The sequence below is a fragment of the Microbacterium commune genome (assembly GCF_014836945.1).
GTDB lineage: Bacteria > Actinomycetota > Actinomycetes > Actinomycetales > Microbacteriaceae > Microbacterium > Microbacterium commune.
Map to the genome: position 1 here is coordinate 1,151,951 of NZ_JACSPX010000001.1, position 20,855 is coordinate 1,172,805.

A 20,855-nucleotide genomic window follows, 5' to 3' on the forward strand; every position below is an offset into this window, starting at 1 on the left:
GCCGCGAGACGCCCGCCGCGTCTCAGCCCGCGAGCACCTCGAACCCGACGGCCACCAGCGCGGCACGCTGATCGTCTGTCGCTGCCGCATCGGTGACGACGAGGGGGAACAGGTCGGCACCGCCGACGTGGGCGAACGCGGCACGGCCGATCTTCGAGGCGTCGGCGACGATCACCGGGCGATCCGCGCGCTGCGCCATCATGCGGTTCACAGCGGCCTCCGCCTCGTCGTGGGTGGTGGCGCCGGACTCGGCCGACAGACCGTTGACGCCGATGAACGCCGTGTCGAGCCGGATGCCCGAGAGCAGCTGCTCGACGAACGGACCGACCAGCTCGAAGCTGCGCGCGTGGATCACTCCGCCGGTGACGACGACCTTGAACTCGGGGCGCATGGCCAGCTGTGCGGCGATGTTCACGGCGTTGGTGACGACGGTGATGCCGCGATCGGCCAGATCGTCGCGCGCGGCGAGCGCCGTCGCGATCGCATTGGTGGTGGTGCCGCCGGAGAGGCCGACGACCTGTCCGGGCTCGACGAGGGATGCCGCCACCGCGGCGATCTGCTCTTTGGCGCCCGTGGCGTGGTGGCTGCGGAAGCGGATCGGCAGCTCGTAGGCGACGGACTGCGCCACCGCACCGCCGTGCGTGCGGGTCAGCAGGCGACGTTCGGCGAGGCTGTCGAGGTCGCGGCGGGTGGTGGCGGCGGACGCGCCGAAGCGCTCGACGAGATCGTCGACACTCACCTCACCCTGGTCTGCGAGCAGGTCGAGGATGGCGGTGAGTCTGGCGGCGCGCTTCATGACGGTTTCAGTGTGTCAGTCCGCACGCCGTCAGGCGGATTCGAGGGCGAACAGGCGCAGCATCCGCGCCGCCTCCTCGGCGACCGCCTCACGGGCGGGAGAGAAGTACTTGCGTGAGTCGACGAGCTTCTCGTCGGCGGCGAGCGTCTCGCGGATCGCGCGCGTGAAGAAGCCGTTCAGATGGGTCGACACGTTGATCTTCGTCATCCCGGCGCGGACCGCCTGTACGATCACATCGTCTGAGACGCCCGACGAGCCGTGCAGCACGAGCGGGACGTCGCCTCCCGAGCGGCCGATGCCGCTGAGGGCGCTCTTGAGGCGGCCGATGAGGTCGATGTCGAGCGAGGCCGAGCGGTCGAGCATCGCGTGCGACGAGCCGACCGCGACGGCGAGCGAGTCGACGCCGGTGGCCTCGACGAACGCGCGCGCCTCGTCGGGATCAGTGCGCACACCGCGTGCGTGAGCGCCGTCCTTGCCGCCGACCTCGCCCAGCTCCGCCTCGATGTACACGCCGGCGGCGCGGGCGCGCGAGGCGACGTCGGCGGTGATGCGGACGTTCTCGTCGTAGTCGAGCTTGCCGCCGTCGAACATCACCGATCCGAAGCCCAGCGCGATGGCCTCGTCGACGAGCTCGGGCCGCTCGGCGTGGTCGAGGTGCACGGCGACCGGCGTGGCGGCGCGTCGAGCGACGGCGAGCGTCGCCACACCGATCGGCTCGAGGCCGCCGTGGTAGTCGGCGCAGTTCTGCGAGATCTGCAGGATGACCGGGAGATTCGCGCGTTCGGACGCTGAGACCAGCGCCTCCGCCGTCTCGAGGTGGATGACGTTGAACGCCCCGATGCCGGTGCCGGCCTCGGCTGCCTCGCGCATCAGATCGCGTGCGGATGCGAGTGTCATCGGGTCTCCTCGGGGTGGGGTGCGGAATCAGCGGTGGGTCCGGCCGGCCGTGCGGTGACGGTCAGCGCGAACTCCAGGTCGGGCCAGGACGGGTGGATCTCGCCGGCCAGCGGCATCAGCACCGCGGCAGCAGACCAGGCGGTCGCGCGTCGCAGGATCTGAGCGGGGTCGTGGCTGCCGGCATCCATCAGCACCGCGCACGCGGCGACCGCGGCATCCCCCGCTCCTGTGGGATTGCCGGCGAGCACCTCGCCGAGACGGGCGTGCAGCACGCCGACATCACCGGATGCCGTGGGCGTGACCGCCAGCATCCCGTCGGCCCCGAGCGAGAGCAGCACCAACTGGGCTCCGCGTCGGATGAGCTCGCGTGCGCCGTCGATCGGGTCGTCGAGGCCGGTCGCGTCGCGCAGCTCGTGCTCGTTCGGTTTGAGGACGGATGCCCCGGCATCCGCCGCGGCGAGCAGCGCCGGGCCGGACGTGTCGGCGATCACGGTCGCTCCCGCCTCGCGGCCCAGCCGGATGAGGTCGGGCAGGGCGTCGTTCGGGATGCCAGGGGGCAGACTCCCCGAGATCACCAGGACCCGTGCGCCGGGCGAGTCCGGACCGGGGGCCGACACGCCAGATGTCGGACGTTCTCGCGGGATCCGTCCGACATCTGGAGTGTCGGCCCCCCGTTCGTCACCGGCGGCGGGGGCGCCAGGGGTCGGGGCACCGGGGGCACCGGCAGCGAGGGCGCGGGCCACGGCATCCCGCAGGGTCTGCCACTCCGCGTCAGACGGGGCGACGCCCCGCTCGTTGACCACGGTCGTGTCGCCGAGTGCCTCGTCGACGAGGGCGATGCTGCGCCGGGTGGATGCCTCGACCGGCACGAGCACGTGCGGAACCCGCGACGAGGCGAGTTCCGCGGCGAACTCCTCGCCGGTCGCGCCGCCGGTGGTGGTCACGGCGAGCACGTCCGCCCCCTGCGCGTGCGCGACGCGGGCGACGTTGAGTCCCTTACCCCCGGCGCGCGCCTGTCCGGCATCCGCCCGGTGCGTGTCGCCGATCGTGAGCGAGGCGACGTGCCAGGTGAGGTCGAGGGCGGGGTTCGGGCTGACGGTGACGATCATGCCTGCACCGCCTGCCGTGCGCGCAGCGCCGACCCGAGGATGCCGGCATCGCCGGACAGCTCGGCCGGGACCAGCGCCGGGATGCGGTGGAAGCTGAGCCGGTCGGCGAGGCGCGTGCGCAGCTCGTCGAACAGCGCACTCCCGGCACGCGACAGGCCCCCGCCGATGACGACGGCCTGCGGGGCGATCACCGCCGTGAGCTGGGCGATCGACATCGTGAGCGCGTCGAGCGCCTCGTTCCAGATGCGCGCGGCGGTGTCATCACCCGCCGCAGCACGGGCGATCACGTCGCGGGCGCCGTCGACCGGGTCGCCGGTGGCCTCGGTGTAGCGGCGCGAGATCGCGCCGGCCGACGCGATGGCCTCCAGGCATCCGCGTGCTCCGCACGGGCACGGCCACTCCCCGAGCGGCGAGTGGCCGATCTCGCCGGCGTAGCCGCCCGCGGTGTACGGACGTCCGTCGACCAGCAGCGCACCGGCGATGCCGGTGCCGATGATCAGCACGACCGCGTTCGCGTAGTCGCGGGCGCCGCCGAGCACGTGCTCGGCCCAGCTGGCCGTACGCACGTCGTGGTCGAAGGCCACGGGCATCCCGAATCGCGCCGCCATCAGGTCGCGCATCGGCGCATCGCGCCAGCCCAGGTTGCTGCTGAACACCCCGATGCCGCTCTCGGCGTCGACGATGCCGGGCACGACGAGTCCGACGGCCTGCGGCACGACATCCGGATGCTGTGCGCGCAGCTCGTCGGCGAGCTCGGCGAGCCGCTCGATCAGCCGGGCGGGGCTGTCTTCGCCGCGCACCGGGGTCGGAGTGCGCCGCAGCCCGAGGACCGTGCCGTCGGCGTCGAACAGCGCCGACTTGATGTCGGTGCCGCCCACGTCGAAGGCCAGCACGGGCGCGCCGGCGCCGATCGAGACACCAGCGGCGAGCCGCTCACCGGACTCGTCGCCGACCACCTCGGGGATGTCGCTCTGCTCGGACATGCGTGCCCTCCGTCATCCGTCCGTCGTGGGGTGTCAGCCGTCGAGGACCACCGAGCGGGTGAGGTTGCGTGGCTGGTCGGGGTCGAGCCCCTTCGCGACCGCGCGGTCGAGGGCGACGCGGTGCAGACGCACGAGGTCGGCCATCGGGTCGATCGGGTGCTGCACGAAACGAGCGCCCGTCGCCTCCACCTGCGCCTGCAGGCCTTCGGGGGCGGAGCCGAGCTGCCAGGTGATGCGTCCGGGCGCGGCGATCGCGATCGGGCCGTGGCGGTACTCCATCGAGCTGTACGACTCGGTCCACGACTGCGAGGACTCGCGCATCTTCAGCGCCGCCTCGTGAGCGAGCCCCATCGCCCAGCCCATACCGAGGAAGCTGTACTGCTCGGCCTCGGCGAGAGCGTCGTCGTCGGTGCCGTCGAGCACGGCCTGCGCGTCGGAGATCGCGGCGTCGAGGCTCTCACCGACCGACGCGCGGAACAGGGCCAGCGCCGTGGTCGCGAAGCGGGTCTGCACGACCGACTGCTCATCGGCGAAGGGCAGGCCGATCACACTGTCGGCGATATCGACCAGCGGCGAGCTCGTGTCGCCGACGACAGCGATGACGGGCGTCTTGCCCTTCACGCGCTCGGTCAGCTCGAGCACCTCGGTGGTCGTGCCCGAGCGCGTGAGGGCGACGATCGCGTCGTAGCCGCGGCCGAAGGGGAACTCGGATGCCGTGAACGCGTCGGTCTCGCCGTGACCGGCGCTTTCGCGCAGCGCGGCGTACGACTGCGCCATGAACCAGGAGGTGCCGCAGCCGACGACGGCGATGCGGGCGCCGGATGCCGGGAGCAGCGCCTGCTCATCGCGCATGGCGGCTGCGCGCGCCCAGGTCTCGGGCTGCGAGGTGAGCTCTGCGCGCATGTGCGCGCCGGCGGTGGTGTGCATGGCGACTCCTGAATGCTTGTTTCTGACGTTTAGAACCAGATATCGATCATATTGTCGCATAGATCGGAGGCGCGCTGAAAGACGGCATCCCCCGTCTGGTTCCCACCGCGGCGCCGCGCCGAGTGTCAGCGGCCCTCGGCCGCCTCGGTGTGGTGGCGGATGACCTCGGCGACGACGAAGTTGAACCACTTCTCGGCGAACTCGGGGTCGAGGTGCGCCTCCTCGGCGAGCGCGCGCAGGCGGGCGGTCTGCTGCTCTTCCCGCCCAGGGTCGGAGGCCGGCATGTCGTGCTCCGCCTTCAGCCGCCCGACCTGCTGCGTGCAGCGGAAGCGCTCGGCGAGCATGAAGATCAGTGCGGCGTCGATGTTGTCGATGCTGGCGCGCAGGCGCAACAGTTCAGCGCGCGCCTCGCGCGCGTCGGCGTCACCCACGGCGTCAGCTGTGCCGGCGGTCGGCGCGACCCGCGTCGCCGTCGTCGGGGTAGCGTCCGTCGGTGTACTCGCCCTCTTCCTCATCGACGTGGGCGCCGGTGCGACCGGCGTCACCGGCGTGACCGGCGTGGTCGCTGGAGTGCTCGGCGTCGGTGTACGCGCCCTCGCCGTGATGGGGCAGGTGCTGCTCGCGGCCGTCGGCAGAGTAGACGCCGTCGGTGTACTCGCCCTCGGCGTCGCCGACATGCGCGGCGTGACTGCCGGTCGTCGTGCCGTCGCCGTGGTCGGCATCCGTGTACTCGCCCGCGGGGGGCTCGGATGCGTCGTGTGCGTGTTCGTCGGACATGGGATCCTCCAAAGGGGGTGGTCGCACCTCTCACGATAGTCAAGCCCCGGCGCCGAAGGCAGGGTCACCTCGGCGCCGCCGTAGAGTGTCGCCATGAGCACTGAAGACCCCACGTCGCCCGCGGCCTCCGACCGCAGCGACTCCCGCGCGGCCGCCAGGGCGACCCGCGCCGCAGATGCTGCGGAGGCCGCGGAGGTGGGAGCGGCCATCCAGGCCGACGCCGCAGCCGACGAGGCCAGTGCGGCAGCCGACGAAGCGGATGCCGCGGCTGCCGCGGCCGAGGCCGCGGAGCACCCCTCGCCCGCTGACGCCCCCACCCCGCGCCGGTCGATGTGGACCCGCATCGACCGTCCGTATCGGCTCGGCTTCCTGCTCACCCTGGGCGGTCTGTCGGCGTTCCTCGTGGCGCTCGCACTCACCAGCCTGTCGACGGTGCTCGTCTACGTCGCCATCGCCCTGTTCGCGGCGCTGGGCCTGAATCCGGCCGTGCGGCTGCTCGAGAGGCGCGGGCTCTCCCGCGGGGTGAGCGTGGCCATCGTCATCGTCGCCCTCGTGGCGGCCGTCGGACTCGTGCTGGTGCTGATCGTGCCCGTCGTCGTCGAGCAGATCGCCTCGTTCGTGAAGTCGGTGCCCAAGGTCATCGACGACTTCGTGCACACCGACCTGTACCTGCTGCTCGAGAAGCAGTTCGGCGATCAGATCGGCTCGCTGCTCACCGACGGCGAGAAGCTGCTCACCGACGGCAAGACGCTCACCGCGCTCGGCGGCGGCGCCCTGAAGGTCGGCACCTCGATCGCGGAAGGCGTCTCGGCCTTCGTCATCGTGTTCGTGCTCACGCTGTACTTCGTGGTCGGCCTGCCCGGCATCATCACCTCGATGCTGCGCCTGGCACCGGCCCGCAAGCGCCAGCAGGCCCGCGGCATCGTCGACCAGATCACCGAGTCGGTCGGCGGCTACGTGCAGGGCATGGTCATCCTGGCGTTCGCGAACTCGATGGTGGCGCTCGTGCTCTACCTGCTGCTGGGTCTGCCGTTCCCCCCGCTGATGGCGGTCGTCGCGTTCCTCGTGACGCTCATCCCGCTGATCGGCCCGCTGCTGTTCCTCGCCATCGGCACGGTCGTCGCGCTGCTGGCCGACCCCGTGCACGCGCTGATCTTCGGTGTCGTCTACCTGATCTACATCCAGATCGAGGCGTACGTCCTCACCCCGAAGGTGATGAACCGCACCCTCGAGGTGCCTGGCCTGCTGGTCGTGCTCGGCGCGCTGGTCGGCGGCACCCTGCTCGGACTGCTCGGTGCGCTCGTCGCGGTGCCGGCCACGGCATCCATCCTCATCGTCCTGAACCAGATCTTCATCCCGCGGCAGGACGAGCGCGTCTGACCCGCAACGCGAGCGCGGCCAGGCGGGCGAACCCACCCGGCCGCGCCGGCGCTGTGACGAGGGTCAGATCAGACCCTTGTCCTTCAGCCATGCCTCGGCGATGTCGGCCGACGACTTCTGGTCGACCGTGCTCTGCACGTTCATCGCGACGAGGTCCTCGGCGCTCAGCTCGGCGCTGATGGAGTCGATGACCTCGCTGACCTGGTCGGCGATGTCGCTCGAGACGAGCGGCACGACGTTCGAGGCCAGGATCATGTTCTCGGGGTCTTCCAGCGCCACGATGTCCTCGGTCTGGAAGGCGGGGTCGGCGGAGTAGATGTCTGCCACCTGCACCGTGCCGGCCAGCAGCGCCTCGAGGGTGCCCTGCCCGGTGGCCGAGAACGTCAGGTCGATGCCGTACGCCTCCTTCGCGCCCGCGGGGCCGTACGGGCGCTGCTCGAACTCGGGCGCGGCTCCGATGGTGGCGGGCTCGCTGAGCTTCGACAGATCGGCGATCGAGGTGAGCTCGTTCTCGTCGGCGAACGACGTCAGCACCGTGTAGGTGTCCTGGTCGCTGGCGTCGGCGTACTGCAGCGCGGTGAGACCGTCGGGAAGTGCGTCCTTCAGGGCGGCGTACACGTCGTCGGGGCTGGTGGCCGTCGCCTCCTTGTCGAGGTACTCGAGCAGGTTGCCGGTGTACTCCGGGAAGACGTCGATGTTGCCGGACTCGACCTCGGGCATGTAGGCGTCGCGCTGGCCGATGTTGAACGTGCGCTCGACGGTGAAGCCGGCATTCTCCAGGCCCTGGGCGTAGATCTCGGCGATGATCTCGTTCGAGTAGTACGCCTGCGAGCCGACGACGATTGTGTCGCCGCCCGTGTCGCTGCTGTCGGCGCTGGGCTTGTCGAGCGGGTTCGAATCCGAGGCGCAGCCGGCCAGTGACAGGGCGGCGACGATGGCGATGCCGGCGGTGACGGCGGTGCGGGTTCTGCTGTGTGTGGACATGGCGGGCCTTTCGGTGTGGGTCAGGCAGGGGCGGATGCCGCGCGGCGAGCGCGCGACGGCGAAGACGGACTGGCGGATGCTGGGGTGCGCAGCCCCGCAGGGACGGCGGCTCGCTGCGCGAGCGCCATCAGCAGGTCGACGATGAGAGCCAGGGCCGCGACGAGGATCGCCCCGCCGAGCACCTGGTCGAAACGACTGAGCGGGATGCCCTGAATGATGGGCCACCCGAGTCCGCCGAGGTTGACGTAGGCGGCGATCGTGACGGTGGCGATCACCTGCAGCAGAGCCGACCGGAGCCCGCCGACGAGCAGCGGCAGTCCGAGTCGCAGCTCGACCTTCGTGAAGATCTGCCACTCGGTCATGCCCATCGCGCGCGCCGCATCGATGACTCGGCGGTCGATGGCCTCGAGCCCCGTGTACGCGCCGGCGAGCAGCGAGGGGATCGCCAGCAGCACGAACGTGATGACGGCGGCGAGCGGGGTCTGCAGGATGCCGAGCACGAGCACCAGCAGCACGAGCAGCCCGAACGACGGGATCGCGCGCGCGGCGCCCGAGATGGCGACGGCGATCTCGCGCCCGCGACCGGTGTGGCCGATCAGCCACCCCGCGGGCAGTGCGATCGCGGCGGCGACGGCGACCGAGACGATCGTGTAGATCAGGTGCTGGGCGAGCAGGGTCGGCAGGGCGTAGGTGCCCACCAGGCGATCGGGCGAGAACAGCCAGGCGAGCGCGTCGGCGAAGAGGTTCATGCGCCGGCCGCCTTCGCCCGCCGAGTCGCGATGGCTGTCGCTCGGGTCCACGGCATCAGCGCCCGCCCCGCGAGGATCAGCAGGGCGTCGACGAGCAGGGCGATGACCACCACCGCCACGACGCCGGCGAGCACCTCAGGGATGAGCCGGCGCTGCTGCCCGTTCGTGAACAGGTAGCCGAGGTTGGTCACGCCGATGAGGATGCCCACCGTGGCGAGCGAGATCGTCGACACCGCGGTCACCCGCAGCCCGGCGAGGATCACGGGGCCGGCGAGCGGCAGCTCGATGGTGAAGAACCGGCGCGGCGCGGCGTACCCCATGGCCGTCGACGCCTGCAGCACGTCGGCATCCACCGAGTCGAGTCCGTCGGCGACGGCCCGCACGAGGATGGCGACCGCGTAGATCGTCAGCGCGGCGACGAGGTTCTGCTCGCTGATCACGGAGTACCCGAGCGCCGCGGGCATCAGGATCAGCAGGGCGAGCGAGGGGATGGTGTACAGCAGGCCGGTGAGCACGATGACCGGCCCGCGCACGAGCCGGTAGCGCCAGGCGACCCAGCCGAGCGGCAGCGAGAGCACGAGCCCGAGCACGATCGGGATGAGGCTCTGGCGCAGGTGGATGACCGTGAGCTCGACGATGAGCCCGAGGTTGTCCACCACCCAGTTCATGCGGTGTCCTCCACCAGGCGGCCCTGCGTGCGACCCTCCGAATCGACGACGACCGCGCCGTTCGGCGTCTGCTTCACGGTCAGAGCGCGGCGGCCGCGCTCGGCGCCGATGAACGCCTCGACGAAGGCATCCGCCGGGTTCTCGATGATCTCGCTCGGGCTGCCGACCTGCACGATCCGCGCTCCGCGATCGAGGATGACGACCTGGTCGCCGAGCAGGAAGGCCTCGTCGATGTCGTGCGTGACGAAGACGACCGTCTTGTCGAGCTCGTCCTGCAGGCGGATGAGCTCCTGCTGCAGGTCGGCGCGCACGATCGGGTCGACGGCGCCGAACGGCTCGTCCATGAGCAGGATGTTCGGGTCTGCCGCGAGCCCCCGCGCGACGCCCACCCGCTGCTGCTGACCGCCCGAGAGCTGGCTGGGGTAGCGGTCGGCGAGCGACTGGTCGAGACCGACCGTGGTGAGCATCTCGCGCGCGCGCACCTGTGCGTCGCGACGCGAGACGCCGGTGAGGCGCAGCACGGTCGCCACGTTGTCGAGCACGGTGAAATGCGGCATCAGACCGGAGTTCTGCATGACGTAGCCGATGCTGCGTCGCAGTGCGACCGGGTCGCCGCCCAGCACGCTCTTCCCGTCGATCTCGACCTCGCCGGAGGTGGGCTCGACCATGCGGTTGATCATGCGCAGCAGCGTCGTCTTGCCGCAGCCGGACGAGCCGACGAAGACGGTCGTCTTGCGTGACGGGATGACCAGGCTGAAATCGTCGACGGCGTGGGTGCCATCGGGGAACCTCTTGGTGACAGACCGGAACTCGATCATCGCGTCTCGGCTCCTGCGGGGACAGCTCTCATGCACGTACCTCCTGGCATCCCTTCGAGGGTAGGCGACATCGCCGACATTGCGGCGGAATCGCACCGACCTGTCATGCGGACTGCCTGCCGTACTGCTCGAGGAACCGCAGCCAGATCTCGCTCATGGTCGGATAGGCGGGAACGGCGTGCCAGAGCCGGCTGATCGGCACCTCCCCGACCACGGCGATCGTCGCAGCCTGCAGCATCTCGGCGACGTCGGGCCCCACGAAGGTCGCCCCGACGATCACGTCGCGCTCGGTGTCGATCACCACCCGCCCCTGTCCCTGGTAGCCGTCGGCGTGCAGCGCCGCGCCCGACACGGAGCCGAGGTCGTAGTCGACGACCGCGATCTGCTGTCGCGTGTCGCGCGCGGCATCCGCGGTCATCCCCACCGAGGCGACCTCGGGTTCGCTGAACACGACCTGCGGCACCGCGGCGTGATCGGCCGTCGCGACGTGACGGCCCCACGCGTCGTCGGCGATGACCTCGCCGCGAGAGCGGGCCGCGATGACATCGCCGGCAGCGCGCGCCTGGTACTTGCCCTGGTGGGTCAGCAGTGCGCGGCCGTTGACGTCGCCGACGGCGTACAGCCAATCGCTGCCCGGCACGCGCATCGTGTCGTCGACCTCGATCGAGCGGCCGGGTCGCAGCCCCACGACGTCGAGTCCGATGTCGGCGCTGCGCGGCGTTCGTCCGGTCGCGACGAGCACCTCGGCGGTCGTGATCTCGTGACCGTCATCGAGGGTCAGCGTCACCGCATCGCCCTCGCGGCGCACGGCGGTGGTCTGCGTGTTCAGCCGTACGTCGACGCCCAGCCCGCGCAGCCCCTCGGCGACCTGCTCACCGGCGAACGGCTCCATCCGCTCGAGCAGGCCGCGTCTGGCGATCAGCGTGACCGCCGCGCCGAGTCCGGCGTAGACCGTCGCCATCTCGACGCCGACGACGCCGCCGCCGATGACGGCCAGCGATTCGGGCACCTGCTCGGCGGCGGTCGCTTCGCGGCTGGTCCACGGGTGGGCTTCGGCGAGACCGGGTATGTCGGGGATCGTGGCATCCGATCCGGTCGCCACCGCGACCGCGTGCCGCGCCCGCAGCACCCGCTCGCCCTCGTCGGTGGTCACGGTGACCTCGCGCTCGGCGGTGAGCCTGCCGTGCCCGCGCACCAGGTCGATGCCGGCGCTCTGCAGCCACGTGACCTGGCCTTCGTCCGACCAGTGCGAGACGAAGCCGTCGCGCCGGGCGAGCACCTCGGCGGGCGCGATGCTGCCGCCGTCGACTCCCCGCACTCGCTGCGCCGCACGCAGCGCCTGCATGGGCCGCAGCAGCGCCTTCGACGGCGTGCACGCCCAGTAGGAGCACTCGCCGCCGACCAGCTCGCTCTCGACGATGACGGCGGTGAGGCCGCCCTGCACCGCTCGGTCGGCCACGTTCTCGCCGACGGGGCCGGCACCCAGGACGATGAGGTCGTATTCGTCGCTCATGCCGTCAGTCTCGCCGAGTGCGGCGACTCGTCGACGGGGCTTGACACGGGCAGCGGCGTGCCCGTGCGGCGGACGGCGCGCGTCGGCACCGGCCGGCCGGTTCAGCGCGCGGGCAGGATCACCGTCGGCGTCGGCGCGTCGGTGACGTGGCGCACGTCGCGCGGGGCTCCGGTGCGCTCGTCCAGATCGACCACACTGACCGTGCCCGACCGCTGTCCCGCCACGAGCAGAGTGCCGTCGTACACGAGATGGTGGCGGGGCCAGTCGACGCCCGAGTCGGCGAGCGCGAACGGTTCGAGAATCTCGCCGCCACCGCGCACGCGGAGAGCCGCGAGCGTGTTGCTGCCGCGCAGCGCCGTGTAGAGGGTGTCTCCGTCGCGGGAGACCGCGAGCTCGGCGGGGAAGTCGACCCCGATCTGGGCGATCGGCGACGCGGTGGTGGCCGAGACGAGGCCCCAGACTCCGTCGCGGGCGGATGCCAGGGTGAACACCTCGCACGAGTACTCGGTGACCACGTGCAGATGCCCGCTGGGGTGCAGCACCATGTGGCGTGGCCCGGTGCCGCGCGGCAGCACGACGTCGTGATCGACCGTCAGCCCCGCGCCGGATGCCCGCCAGATGCGCACCAGATCGAACCCGAGGTCGGTGGTGGCGATGCGCCCGTCGGGCAGGAACACCGCCGCGTGCGCGTGCGACACCCGCGGCTCCTCGCCCGCGGGAAGCGGGTGCGGGTCGCGGGCGCGATGCACATCGGGGGCCGACACTCCAGATGTCGGACGGTTCACGGCATCCGGTCCGACATCTGGAGTGTCGGCCCCCGGAGTGTCGAAGAAGCCCGAGGCCCCACCGTCGCCGAACAGCGCGGCGCGCAGGGCCGCGGCCTTGTCGACGCCGGCCGGCACGAGCGCGCCGTCGTCGGCGATGCCGAAGCGGACGACCCGTCCGTCGCCGTAGCAGCTGGCGATCAGCATCCGTCCGCCGGGCGAGACGGCGAGATGACAGACCGAGTCGCCGGCGGGGAGCGGACCGCCGAGCGGACGCAGCGCCGTTTCTCCGGCGCGGGCGAACGCCTGCACCACCCCTGCACCCTCCTGGGCGGCGTAGACGACGTCGAGCGTCGGATGCGCCGCCAGCCACGAGGGGGATGCCACCGGCGCGGCCGTGCCGCGATGGCGCAGCGTCGACGGTCCGCGGCCCTCGTCGACCGAGAGGATGCCGATGCCCTCGGCATCGCCCTCCGTGTCGGAGCCGTAGCCGCCGATCCAGAACCGCGTCATGCTGCGTCCTCTCCCGGCTGCGGGATCAGTCGATCAGGTCGTGGCGCACGATCACCTGGTCGCGGGCCGGGCCCACGCCGATCACCGAGATGCGGGTGTTGCTCATCCGCTCGAGGGTGAGCACGTAGTCCTTCGCCGTCTGCGGCAGGTCGTCGAAGGTGCGCGCCGTCGAGATGTCCTCGCTCCAGCCGGGGAAGCTCTCGTAGATCGGCTTCGCGTGGTGGAAGTCGGTCTGGTTGACCGGCACCTCGTCGAAGCGCGTGCCGTCGACGTCGTAGGCCACGCACACCGGGATCTGCTCGAGTCCGGTGAGCACGTCGAGCTTGGTGAGCACGAGATCGGTGATGCCGTTCACGCGCGTCGCGTAGCGGGTGATCGGGGCGTCGTACCAGCCGGTGCGGCGGTCGCGACCCGTGGTGGTGCCGTACTCGAACCCGGTCTTGCGCAGCCACTCGCCCATCTCGTCCTCGAGCTCGGTGGGGAACGGGCCCGAGCCGACGCGGGTGGTGTACGCCTTGACGATGCCGACGATGCGGTCGAGGCGGTTGGGTCCGACTCCCGAGCCGGATGCCGCTCCCGCAGACGTCGCGGTCGACGAGGTCACGAACGGGTAGGTGCCGTGGTCGACGTCGAGCATGGTTGCCTGACCGGCTTCGAACACGACGACCTCGCCGCGGTTCAGGGCCTCGTCGACGAGGTGCCCGGTGTCGGCGACCAGCGGACGCAGCCGCTCGGTGTACGAGAGCAGGTCGTCGACGATCTCGTCGACGGTGATCGAGCGGCGGTTGAACATCTTCACCAGCAGGTGGTTCTTCTGGTCGAGGGCGCCCTCGACCTTCTGCCGCAGGATGTTCTCGTCGAAGAGGTCCTGCACGCGGATGCCGACGCGGTTGATCTTGTCGGCGTACGCCGGGCCGATGCCGCGGCCGGTGGTGCCGATGCGGCGCTTGCCGAGGAAGCGCTCGGTGACCTTGTCGAGCGTGCGGTGGTACGCCGTGATGATGTGCGCGTTGGCGCTCACCTTCAGGCGCGACGTGTCGACGCCGCGCGCCTCGAGCGCGTCGAGCTCCTGGAACAGCACGGCGAGGTCGACGACCACGCCGTTGCCGATCACCGGGTTCACCCCGGGGCTCAGGATGCCCGAGGGGAGCAGGTGCAGGGCGTACTTCTCGTCGCCGATGACGACGGTGTGGCCGGCGTTGTTGCCGCCGTTGAACTTGACCACCCAGTCGGTGCGCTCGCCGAGCAGGTCGGTGGCCTTGCCCTTGCCCTCATCGCCCCACTGGACGCCGACGATCACGATTCCTGGCATGCGTGTACCCCCTGGTGCTGCACGCTTTCGCCGGGTTTGCACCGGCAGATGAGCTGGCCCTGATCGGGCGTGACCATCCTATCGGAGGGCCTGCGACGGCCCCTGGCGCATCGGCACGAACCCGCGGGGGCCCTGCGACGCCCCTCGCCCCTCAGCCGGCCGGAGTGAACCGGATCGGGAACCGCACCTGCACGATGCCGCCCTTCGGCTCGCGCGTCAGCTGGGCGGTTACCCTGTACCGGGGGTTCTCGGTCGTCGACGAGCGCCCGACGCGCACGAGGAGTGAGAGATGTCTGAGTTCCCGAATCCCGGATCGACCTCGCAGGCGCCCCCCGCCGGAGCGGACGATCTGGCTCGCGCGCAGCGCATCCTGACCGTCATCTCCGACTCGTACGCGACCAAGATGGTCGGGCAGGACAGCCTGCGCGCCAGCCTGCTCATCGCCCTCATCGCCGGCGGGCACATCCTGCTCGAGTCGGTGCCGGGCCTTGCGAAGACGACGGCGGCGAGCACCCTGGCCGACACCGTGAAAGCCAGCTTCAAGCGCATCCAGTGCACTCCCGACCTGCTGCCGAGCGACATCACCGGCAGCCAGATCTACGACGCCGGAACCGGCAGCTTCCGCACCGTGCTCGGCCCGGTGCACGCCCACTTCGTGCTGCTCGACGAGATCAACCGCTCGAGCGCGAAGACCCAGTCGGCGATGCTCGAGGCGATGCAGGAGCGGCAGACCACGATCGGCGGCGAGGTGCATCCGCTGCCGCGCCCGTTCCTCGTGATCGCTACGCAGAACCCGATCGAGCAGGAGGGCACCTACGAGCTGCCCGAGGCGCAGATGGATCGCTTCCTGCTCAAGGCGATCGTCGAGTACCCGAGCCCCGCCGAGGAGTTCGAGATCCTCAACCGCATCGACTCGGGGGCGCTCGACCCCGACCGGCACGTGGCCGGCGCGATCAGCCTCGACGATGTGCACGACCTGCAGGACGTCGCCTCGCGGGTGTACATCGACCCGGCGATCCGCAACTACATCGTGCAGATCGCCTACGTCACCCGCAATCCGGCGCCGTACATCGGCGAGGAACGCGCCCGGTTCATCAAGTACGGGGCCAGCCCTCGCGCGAGCATCGCCTTCCTGCAGGCGTCGCGCGCCCTGGCGCTGCTGAACGGCCGCACCCACGTGCTGCCGGAGGACATCCGGTCGCTGCGCCACCTCGTGCTGCGCCATCGGGTGCTGCTGACCTTCGAGGCGGATGCCGAGGGCGTGCGCAGCGAGGACATCATCGACCAGATCTTCGCGTCCGTGCCGACCCCGTAGCGCCCATGGCGAGTCTGATCACCCAGGTGAAGGCCACGCTCTTCATCCGCTCGTCGCAGAAGTCGATGCACGCGCTGGACGGCGCGTACGCCTCGCTGCTGCGCGGACGCAGCCTCGACTTCGAGGATCTGCGACCTTACGAGTTCGGCGATCAGGTGCGGGACATCGACTGGCGCGCGACCGCCCGTCACGGCGAGCCGCTGATCAAGCGCACCAAGGCCACCCGCAAGCACACGGTGCTGTTCCTCGTCGACACCGGTCGCGGCATGCGCGCGCTCGCGGAGGACGAGGGCGGCAAGCGCGATCTCGCCGTGCTGCTGACCGGTGCCCTCGGCTTCCTCACCGTGCGTCACGGTGACGACTTCTCCGTCGTCTACGGCGACAGCGCTCGCGTGCGACGGCTGGCGACCGGCAGCAGCGAGGGCGCCCTCGAGCACGCGCTGCGCACGGTGAGCGCGGCGATCGACTCCAGCACGGCGGCGGGGGATCGGGATGCCCTGCTGCGCTACACCGCGCGCACTATCGCACGGCGCATGATCGTCGTGCTCGTCACCGACGAGGCGCCGCTGACGCCCGACACCGAGGGTCTGCTGCGCCGGCTCACCGTGCAGCACGATGTGCTCTGGATGACCGTGCGCGACGCCGACCCCGTCATCCGGCCGGGCAGCGCGGGCGCGCACCGACGCGACGTCGACAGCGGCTGGACCATTCCCGACTTCGTGCACGGCGACGTGGAGGTGATGGCCGAGCTGGCCGCCGACGAGGCGGCCCACACCGCCGCGCGCGATGCCACGCTGCGACGGCTCGAGATCGCGCACGCCGAGTTCGGCGCGCAGAGCGCGGCGGTGCCCACGCTGCTCGCCATGCTCAACAGGAGGTCGCATGCCCGCACCTGATGAGCTGTATCCGCCCGCTCAGTACGGCTGGGGCTGGCTCGTGCTGGCGATCGGCATCCTGCTGCTGCTCGCCGGCGGCGCCTGGCTGCTGATCGCGCTGACCAGGCCGAGGCAGAGCATCACCCTGCCGGGAGAGGCCGCACTCGCACCGCCGGCAGCGGCGGTCCTCGATCAGCTGCGCGGGGAGTACCTGGCCGACGTCCAGCGCATCGAAGACGCATACCGCTCGGGGAATATGACGCCGCGACAGGCGAATCTCGAGCTGAGCCGCACCGTGCGCGCGTTCGTCAACGAGTACTCCGGGCTCGAGGCGCCGGTGCTCGCGCTCGACGATCTCGTCGCTCGCGGCGTCGATCCCGCCCTCATCGACGCGATCCGCCGGCACTACTACCCGAGCATCTTCCAGCGCGGACCCGCGATCGATCCGGTCTACGGCGCCGACGCCGCGCGCACCGTCGTCACGAGCTGGCACTGAGGGGTGACGACGTGACACTGAACATCTGGTGGATGCCGCTGGTCGCCCTCGGCGTGCTCGCCGCAGCCGTCGCGGTGGGGGCGGTCATCGGCATCCGCTCGGGCCGACGTGCCGACGCCCGGCCGGCCGCACTGGTCTCGCGCGCGGAGCGACTGCGCGCGCTGCCCTCGTTCCGCGCCGCGGTGCGGCGGCGGACGGCGCTGCTGTCGGGCATCGTCGCGCTCGGCGCGATCGCCGTGCTGCTCGGCGGGGTCGTCGCCGCCCGTCCGATGGCGCCGAAGACCGTGCAGCCCGTGAACGCCAGCCGCGACATCATGCTCTGCCTCGACGTGTCGGGATCGATGTCGGACGTCGACGTCGAGGTGCTCAGCGTCTTCAAAGAGCTGCTGGAGGGGTTCGAGGGCGAGCGGATCGGACTGACCATCTTCAACAGCTCGCCCGTGCAGGTGTTCCCCCTCACCGACGACTACGCGTTCGTGAAGGAGCAACTCCAGAATGTGCGCAGCAGCTTCGACTATGTCGACGAGACGCCCGAGCACTGGGTCGGCACGCTCAACGGCCCCGGCGCCTCGCTGATCGGCGACGGCCTCGCCGCGTGCACGATGCGCTTCGACCATCAGGACGACGAGCGCAGCCGCTCGGTGATCCTCGCGACCGACAACGAGCTCGCGGGCGCGTCGATCCTCACGCTCGACGAGGCGGCGCAGTACGCGAAGGAGCAGCGCGTGCGTGTCTTCGCCCTGAACCCGGTGCAGGGCAAGGACGCGCAGGTCAGCGCGCAGCTGGCCGACGCGGCGGCACTCACCGGCGGGCAGTCGTACGCGCTGCGGGCGACCACCACCGTGGGCGACATCATCGCCGAGATCCAGAAGCAGGAGGCGACGACGCTGAAGGGTCAGGCGCAGGTGATCCTGGTGGACAGCCCGAACCTGTGGATCTCGCTGATGCTCGTGGCGGTGCTCGGCTTCGTCGTGCTGCTGAGCGTGGTTCGGGATGCCGGAGGGAGGCGCCCGTGATCCTCCAGCCCGTCCTGCATCCGATCCTGCTCGCGCTGCTGTGCGCGGTGCCGGCGTTCTTCGTCGTGCGCGCACTCGTGAGGGGGCCCTCGCGCGGGCTGTGGGCGCTGCGCCTGGGCATGATCGTCGTCGTCTTCGTCATGCTGTTGCGGCCCGGCATCCCCGGTGGCACCTCGGAGACCCTCGCCACCGACACCGATGTCGTGATCGTCGTCGACACGACGGCGAGCATCGTCGCCGAGGACTGGGCAGGTGACCGCCCCCGCATCGACGGCGTCCGCGCCGACGTGCAGGCCATCGTCGACGAGTACCCGGGGGCGCGGTTCGCGCTGATCAGCTTCGACGCGGCCGCGCAGCTGCGTCTGCCGCTGACGACGGATGCGACCGCGCTCATCTCATCGCTCGACGTGCTGCGGCCCGAGGTGACCGATCAGTCGCGCGGATCGTCGATCGGCATCGCGAACCGGATGCTGGCCGACACGCTCGCGGCTGCGGCGGAGGCGTCGCCCGAGCGCGGGCGAATGGTGTTCTACCTCGGCGACGGCGAGCAGACGGCGTCGAGCGAGCCGGAGTCATTCGCCTCGAGCGCGAAGTACGTCGACGGCGGGGCGGTGCTGGGCTACGGCACCGCCGAGGGCGGGCCGATGCGGAAGACGACCGGCCAGGGCTCGGAGAGCGGTGGATACATCGAGTACCAGGGACAGCCCGCCCGGTCGGTGATCGATGAAGACAACCTGCGCCGGGTGTCCGAGCAGCTCGGCATCGAGTACCGGGCCAGGGCGGCGGATGCCGAGATCGACCTGCCCGAAGCGCCGACGAGCACCACCGACTACGCGGCCTCCGGCGAGGTCGGCAACGTCGTCGAGCTGTACTGGATCGGGGCGCTGGCGCTGATCGCGATGCTGGCGGTCGAGGTCGCGCTCGCGACCATCTCGGTCGTGCGGCTGCGCGGACTCGCCCGACCGCAGCCGGCCCCGGCGCCACCGATGCCGGCGCGGCCGGCCCCGACGCCGCCGGCCCCGACGCCGCCGAAGGGGGGCATCGGATGAGCACGCCATCGCAGGCGGATGCCGCTGCGGCCCTGCTGGCCGTCAACCGGCGCCGCCGTCGGATCCGCCGCTGGGTCGCGATCGCGACCCTCCCCCTCACGCTCGCCGCACTGCTGCTCGTGGCCAAGCTGCTGAGCATGTACGCGTTCGCGCATACGTCGATCAGCACGTTCGTGTCTGGTGCGTACGCCGAGTCGGAGTCGGCCGCCCGCGGGCAGGACATCGCCAACTGGTTCGAGCCGTTCGCCGCGCCGTACAACATCGGCACGGCGCTGGGCGGCGCAGACGAGCTCGGTGCCTCCCGGACGGAGCTGGAGCGCGCGCTGCCCCTCGCCCAGGGGCTGCAGGTGTGCCCCGTGCTGATCAACCTGTCGCTCGTCGTCGAGCGGCAGGGCGACGCCGCGCAGGCCGACGGCGACGCCGCGAGAGCCGCCGAGCTGTACGGCGAAGCGCTCGAGATCACCGTCGAGACGCCGGAGGAGTGCCGCAGCGAGGCAGCCCAGCAGCAGTCGCCGCAGCCGAACCGCGACATGAGCGACACGCTCGACGAGAATCAGCGGCGCCAGCAGGAGAAGCAGCGTCAGAGCCAGCAGCCGCCACCCGAGCAGCCGCAGCAGCCAGACCAGGGAGAGCAGGGAGAGACGCCGCAGGACAAGCTCGACGACATCGAGGACCGCCTGAATCAGGGCGCGCAGGAGCGAGAGGACCAGCTCGGCGGCGGGCAGGGCGACGACGGCTCCGGTGGGGGAACGGACAAGCCGTGGTAGATCATCAGCGCAGCAGATACGTCGGCGGCTCCGAAGGCGCCCCTCCCCTGCCCCCGGTCGGCGGCTACGCGGGCGCTGCCCGTGCGCGGGGAGGGCTGGATGCCGCGGCCGGCCTGCCCACGGCATCCGGAGTCACATACACCGACCCGGCGGCCGTCCGCAAGACGGGGGTCAACGCAGTCGGGCTCGCCGCCATCTCGGCGACGGCCGTCTTCGCCGTGATCCTGCTGCTGCTCATGCTCGCCGGCGGCACCGACGCGCTGTACGGCGTGACGCTGCTCGTACTGCAGCTCGCGATCGTCGGCGTGATCGTCGCGGCGCTGCTCACCCGACGCGGCCGGATGCTGGGGGCGATCGCCCTGGCCGTCTCGCTCGTCTGCAACGTCGCGACCGTCGGCGCCGTGGGCGCCCTGTACTCCTCGGCGACCCAGGCGTACGGCGGCACGAAGTCCGAGCAGCAGCGGCACGAAGAGGCGTATCCCGGCGTGAAGGACTACTCGCCCGACGAGGCCCTGAACGGACCGTCTCTCGACGAGGTGCAGGCCGAGGGCGACGCTCTGATGGCCGCGATCCGCGCCCGGCTGAGCGATCGCTACGGCTACACGTGGGTGCAGAGCGGCACGGTCGACGTGAGCCCCGAGCGCAACGGGTACGGCGGTGAGTCGATGCTGCGCCGGTACACGTCGACGGCGTGGACGACCGAGCAGCCCGTGCAGGACGACGCACGCAAACGCGAGGTCATGCAGGCGATCGGCGAGGTGCTCCTCGAGCGCGGTCTCAGCGACCTGTACCCGCTGAACGAGATCGACACCGGCATCTCGCCCGACATGGTGGCGAAGCTGTACGGCTCGACCGAGCCGTCCCGGCAGCACACCTGGGAGTACTACGGCGACACCTACCCCGGGCCGATGCGCTTCTACGCGTACGCGTACGACCTGTCGAACGACCCCACCGGGGAGTTCCGCCTGCAGCGCGAGGCGATCGCGGCGCAGACGGGCGAGCCCCTCGAGGGCATCCAGCTCATCGTCTTCGCCCGCCGCGTGCTGCCCGAGGCCGACCGGGCCGAGTTCGAGCAGCGCCTGCAGGAGTACCCGGGGTTCTGAGGTCGGAGCTGCGCTCCCGCGGCGCCCGAGATCCGGCCTGACAA

Annotated in this window: 22 protein-coding genes; 8 read left to right on the forward strand and 14 right to left on the reverse strand. The window is 71.1% G+C overall.

The features are described from left to right. Positions 1–22 precede the first annotated feature (22 nt). The 7 genes from H9633_RS05290 to H9633_RS05320 form a co-directional block, all read right to left on the reverse strand. Positions 23–796, reverse strand: coding sequence for a DeoR/GlpR family DNA-binding transcription regulator (locus tag H9633_RS05290; RefSeq protein WP_191712359.1), 774 nt, complete (start codon positions 794–796; stop codon positions 23–25). A gap of 30 nt (positions 797–826) precedes the next feature. Next, positions 827–1,693 carry a class II fructose-bisphosphate aldolase gene (locus H9633_RS05295; protein ID WP_191712360.1) on the reverse strand — a complete coding sequence of 289 codons (867 nt, stop codon included), beginning with the start codon at positions 1,691–1,693 and terminating at the stop codon, positions 827–829. Then, positions 1,690–2,802, reverse strand: a complete 1,113-nt coding sequence (locus H9633_RS05300) for a 1-phosphofructokinase family hexose kinase (RefSeq protein WP_191712361.1) — start codon at positions 2,800–2,802, stop codon at positions 1,690–1,692. Before H9633_RS05300 ends, H9633_RS05295 begins: the two co-directional genes overlap by 4 nt. Then, positions 2,799–3,785, reverse strand: coding sequence for an ROK family protein (locus H9633_RS05305; protein WP_191712362.1), 987 nt, complete (start codon positions 3,783–3,785; stop codon positions 2,799–2,801). Before H9633_RS05305 ends, H9633_RS05300 begins: the two co-directional genes overlap by 4 nt. Before the next feature lie 33 nt (positions 3,786–3,818). After that, positions 3,819–4,712 carry an SIS domain-containing protein gene (locus H9633_RS05310; protein ID WP_191712363.1) on the reverse strand — a complete coding sequence of 298 codons (894 nt, stop codon included), beginning with the start codon at positions 4,710–4,712 and terminating at the stop codon, positions 3,819–3,821. A 125-nt stretch (positions 4,713–4,837) separates the two neighbouring features. Next, positions 4,838–5,143, reverse strand: a complete 306-nt coding sequence (locus tag H9633_RS05315; protein ID WP_191712364.1) for a chorismate mutase — start codon at positions 5,141–5,143, stop codon at positions 4,838–4,840. Between the two features lie 4 nt (positions 5,144–5,147). After that, complete coding sequence (locus tag H9633_RS05320) at positions 5,148–5,489, reverse strand: hypothetical protein (RefSeq protein ID WP_191712365.1); 342 nt, start codon at positions 5,487–5,489, stop codon at positions 5,148–5,150. A gap of 93 nt (positions 5,490–5,582) precedes the next feature. On the opposite strand from H9633_RS05320, the gene H9633_RS05325 reads away from it, so the two are divergent. Then, positions 5,583–6,869 carry an AI-2E family transporter gene (locus H9633_RS05325; protein WP_191712366.1) on the forward strand — a complete coding sequence of 429 codons (1,287 nt, stop codon included), beginning with the start codon at positions 5,583–5,585 and terminating at the stop codon, positions 6,867–6,869. 63 nt (positions 6,870–6,932) lie between these two features. Here H9633_RS05325 and H9633_RS05330 read toward each other — a convergent pair whose 3' ends face one another. From H9633_RS05330 to H9633_RS05360, 7 genes are all read right to left on the reverse strand, one after another. Beyond that, entirely contained in the window at positions 6,933–7,853 is a 921-nt protein-coding gene (locus tag H9633_RS05330; protein WP_191712367.1) for an ABC transporter substrate-binding protein, read from the reverse strand. 20 nt (positions 7,854–7,873) lie between these two features. After that, on the reverse strand, positions 7,874–8,602 hold the full coding sequence (locus H9633_RS05335; RefSeq protein WP_191712368.1) for an ABC transporter permease: 729 nt from the start codon (positions 8,600–8,602) through the stop codon (positions 7,874–7,876). Next, positions 8,599–9,270 (reverse strand): ABC transporter permease, encoded by a 672-nt coding sequence (locus H9633_RS05340; RefSeq protein ID WP_191712369.1) that lies wholly within the window; start codon positions 9,268–9,270, stop codon positions 8,599–8,601. Before H9633_RS05340 ends, H9633_RS05335 begins: the two co-directional genes overlap by 4 nt. After that, positions 9,267–10,088 (reverse strand): ABC transporter ATP-binding protein, encoded by an 822-nt coding sequence (locus H9633_RS05345; RefSeq protein ID WP_191712370.1) that lies wholly within the window; start codon positions 10,086–10,088, stop codon positions 9,267–9,269. Before H9633_RS05345 ends, H9633_RS05340 begins: the two co-directional genes overlap by 4 nt. A 103-nt stretch (positions 10,089–10,191) precedes the next feature. Continuing rightward, positions 10,192–11,601: a dihydrolipoyl dehydrogenase family protein gene (locus tag H9633_RS05350; RefSeq protein ID WP_191712371.1), complete on the reverse strand. Its 1,410-nt coding sequence runs from the start codon at positions 11,599–11,601 to the stop codon at positions 10,192–10,194. A gap of 101 nt (positions 11,602–11,702) precedes the next feature. Continuing rightward, positions 11,703–12,878 carry a lactonase family protein gene (locus tag H9633_RS05355; RefSeq protein ID WP_191712372.1) on the reverse strand — a complete coding sequence of 392 codons (1,176 nt, stop codon included), beginning with the start codon at positions 12,876–12,878 and terminating at the stop codon, positions 11,703–11,705. A gap of 25 nt (positions 12,879–12,903) precedes the next feature. Next, on the reverse strand, positions 12,904–14,190 hold the full coding sequence (locus H9633_RS05360) for an adenylosuccinate synthase (protein ID WP_191712373.1): 1,287 nt from the start codon (positions 14,188–14,190) through the stop codon (positions 12,904–12,906). A gap of 289 nt (positions 14,191–14,479) precedes the next feature. Here H9633_RS05360 and H9633_RS05365 point away from each other — a divergent pair, with 289 nt between their 5' ends. The 7 genes from H9633_RS05365 to H9633_RS05395 are packed head-to-tail and all read left to right on the forward strand — an operon-like array spanning position 14,480 to position 20,811. Beyond that, complete coding sequence (locus H9633_RS05365; RefSeq protein WP_191712374.1) at positions 14,480–15,505, forward strand: AAA family ATPase; 1,026 nt, start codon at positions 14,480–14,482, stop codon at positions 15,503–15,505. A gap of 5 nt (positions 15,506–15,510) precedes the next feature. After that, complete coding sequence (locus H9633_RS05370; protein WP_191712375.1) at positions 15,511–16,401, forward strand: DUF58 domain-containing protein; 891 nt, start codon at positions 15,511–15,513, stop codon at positions 16,399–16,401. After that, positions 16,388–16,876: a hypothetical protein gene (locus H9633_RS05375; RefSeq protein ID WP_191712376.1), complete on the forward strand. Its 489-nt coding sequence runs from the start codon at positions 16,388–16,390 to the stop codon at positions 16,874–16,876. Before H9633_RS05370 ends, H9633_RS05375 begins: the two co-directional genes overlap by 14 nt. A gap of 11 nt (positions 16,877–16,887) precedes the next feature. Continuing rightward, positions 16,888–17,892 carry a VWA domain-containing protein gene (locus H9633_RS05380; RefSeq protein WP_318247202.1) on the forward strand — a complete coding sequence of 335 codons (1,005 nt, stop codon included), beginning with the start codon at positions 16,888–16,890 and terminating at the stop codon, positions 17,890–17,892. Continuing rightward, entirely contained in the window at positions 17,889–18,941 is a 1,053-nt protein-coding gene (locus H9633_RS05385) for a VWA domain-containing protein (RefSeq protein ID WP_191712377.1), read from the forward strand. Before H9633_RS05380 ends, H9633_RS05385 begins: the two co-directional genes overlap by 4 nt. Beyond that, on the forward strand, positions 18,938–19,708 hold the full coding sequence (locus H9633_RS05390) for a hypothetical protein (RefSeq protein WP_191712378.1): 771 nt from the start codon (positions 18,938–18,940) through the stop codon (positions 19,706–19,708). The genes H9633_RS05385 and H9633_RS05390 overlap by 4 nt, the downstream gene beginning before the upstream one ends. Beyond that, complete coding sequence (locus H9633_RS05395) at positions 19,702–20,811, forward strand: phage holin family protein (protein ID WP_191712379.1); 1,110 nt, start codon at positions 19,702–19,704, stop codon at positions 20,809–20,811. The genes H9633_RS05390 and H9633_RS05395 overlap by 7 nt, the downstream gene beginning before the upstream one ends. Positions 20,812–20,855: the final 44 nt, after the last annotated feature.

Bases quoted from the DNA above. Each gene is read 5' to 3' on its own strand.
- H9633_RS05290 (WP_191712359.1), bottom strand. From the start codon at position 796: ATGAAGCGCGCCGCCAGACTCACCGCCATCCTCGACCTGCTCGCAGAC.
- H9633_RS05295 (WP_191712360.1), bottom strand. From the start codon at position 1,693: ATGACACTCGCATCCGCACGCGATCTGATGCGCGAGGCAGCCGAGGCC.
- H9633_RS05300 (WP_191712361.1), bottom strand. From the start codon at position 2,802: ATGATCGTCACCGTCAGCCCGAACCCCGCCCTCGACCTCACCTGGCAC.
- H9633_RS05305 (WP_191712362.1), bottom strand. From the start codon at position 3,785: ATGTCCGAGCAGAGCGACATCCCCGAGGTGGTCGGCGACGAGTCCGGT.
- H9633_RS05310 (WP_191712363.1), bottom strand. From the start codon at position 4,712: ATGCACACCACCGCCGGCGCGCACATGCGCGCAGAGCTCACCTCGCAG.
- H9633_RS05320 (WP_191712365.1), bottom strand. From the start codon at position 5,489: ATGTCCGACGAACACGCACACGACGCATCCGAGCCCCCCGCGGGCGAG.
- H9633_RS05325 (WP_191712366.1), top strand. From the start codon at position 5,583: ATGAGCACTGAAGACCCCACGTCGCCCGCGGCCTCCGACCGCAGCGAC.
- H9633_RS05330 (WP_191712367.1), bottom strand. From the start codon at position 7,853: ATGTCCACACACAGCAGAACCCGCACCGCCGTCACCGCCGGCATCGCC.
- H9633_RS05335 (WP_191712368.1), bottom strand. From the start codon at position 8,602: ATGAACCTCTTCGCCGACGCGCTCGCCTGGCTGTTCTCGCCCGATCGC.
- H9633_RS05340 (WP_191712369.1), bottom strand. From the start codon at position 9,270: ATGAACTGGGTGGTGGACAACCTCGGGCTCATCGTCGAGCTCACGGTC.
- H9633_RS05345 (WP_191712370.1), bottom strand. From the start codon at position 10,088: ATGATCGAGTTCCGGTCTGTCACCAAGAGGTTCCCCGATGGCACCCAC.
- H9633_RS05350 (WP_191712371.1), bottom strand. From the start codon at position 11,601: ATGAGCGACGAATACGACCTCATCGTCCTGGGTGCCGGCCCCGTCGGC.
- H9633_RS05355 (WP_191712372.1), bottom strand. From the start codon at position 12,878: ATGACGCGGTTCTGGATCGGCGGCTACGGCTCCGACACGGAGGGCGAT.
- H9633_RS05360 (WP_191712373.1), bottom strand. From the start codon at position 14,190: ATGCCAGGAATCGTGATCGTCGGCGTCCAGTGGGGCGATGAGGGCAAG.
- H9633_RS05365 (WP_191712374.1), top strand. From the start codon at position 14,480: ATGTCTGAGTTCCCGAATCCCGGATCGACCTCGCAGGCGCCCCCCGCC.
- H9633_RS05370 (WP_191712375.1), top strand. From the start codon at position 15,511: ATGGCGAGTCTGATCACCCAGGTGAAGGCCACGCTCTTCATCCGCTCG.
- H9633_RS05375 (WP_191712376.1), top strand. From the start codon at position 16,388: ATGCCCGCACCTGATGAGCTGTATCCGCCCGCTCAGTACGGCTGGGGC.
- H9633_RS05390 (WP_191712378.1), top strand. From the start codon at position 18,938: ATGAGCACGCCATCGCAGGCGGATGCCGCTGCGGCCCTGCTGGCCGTC.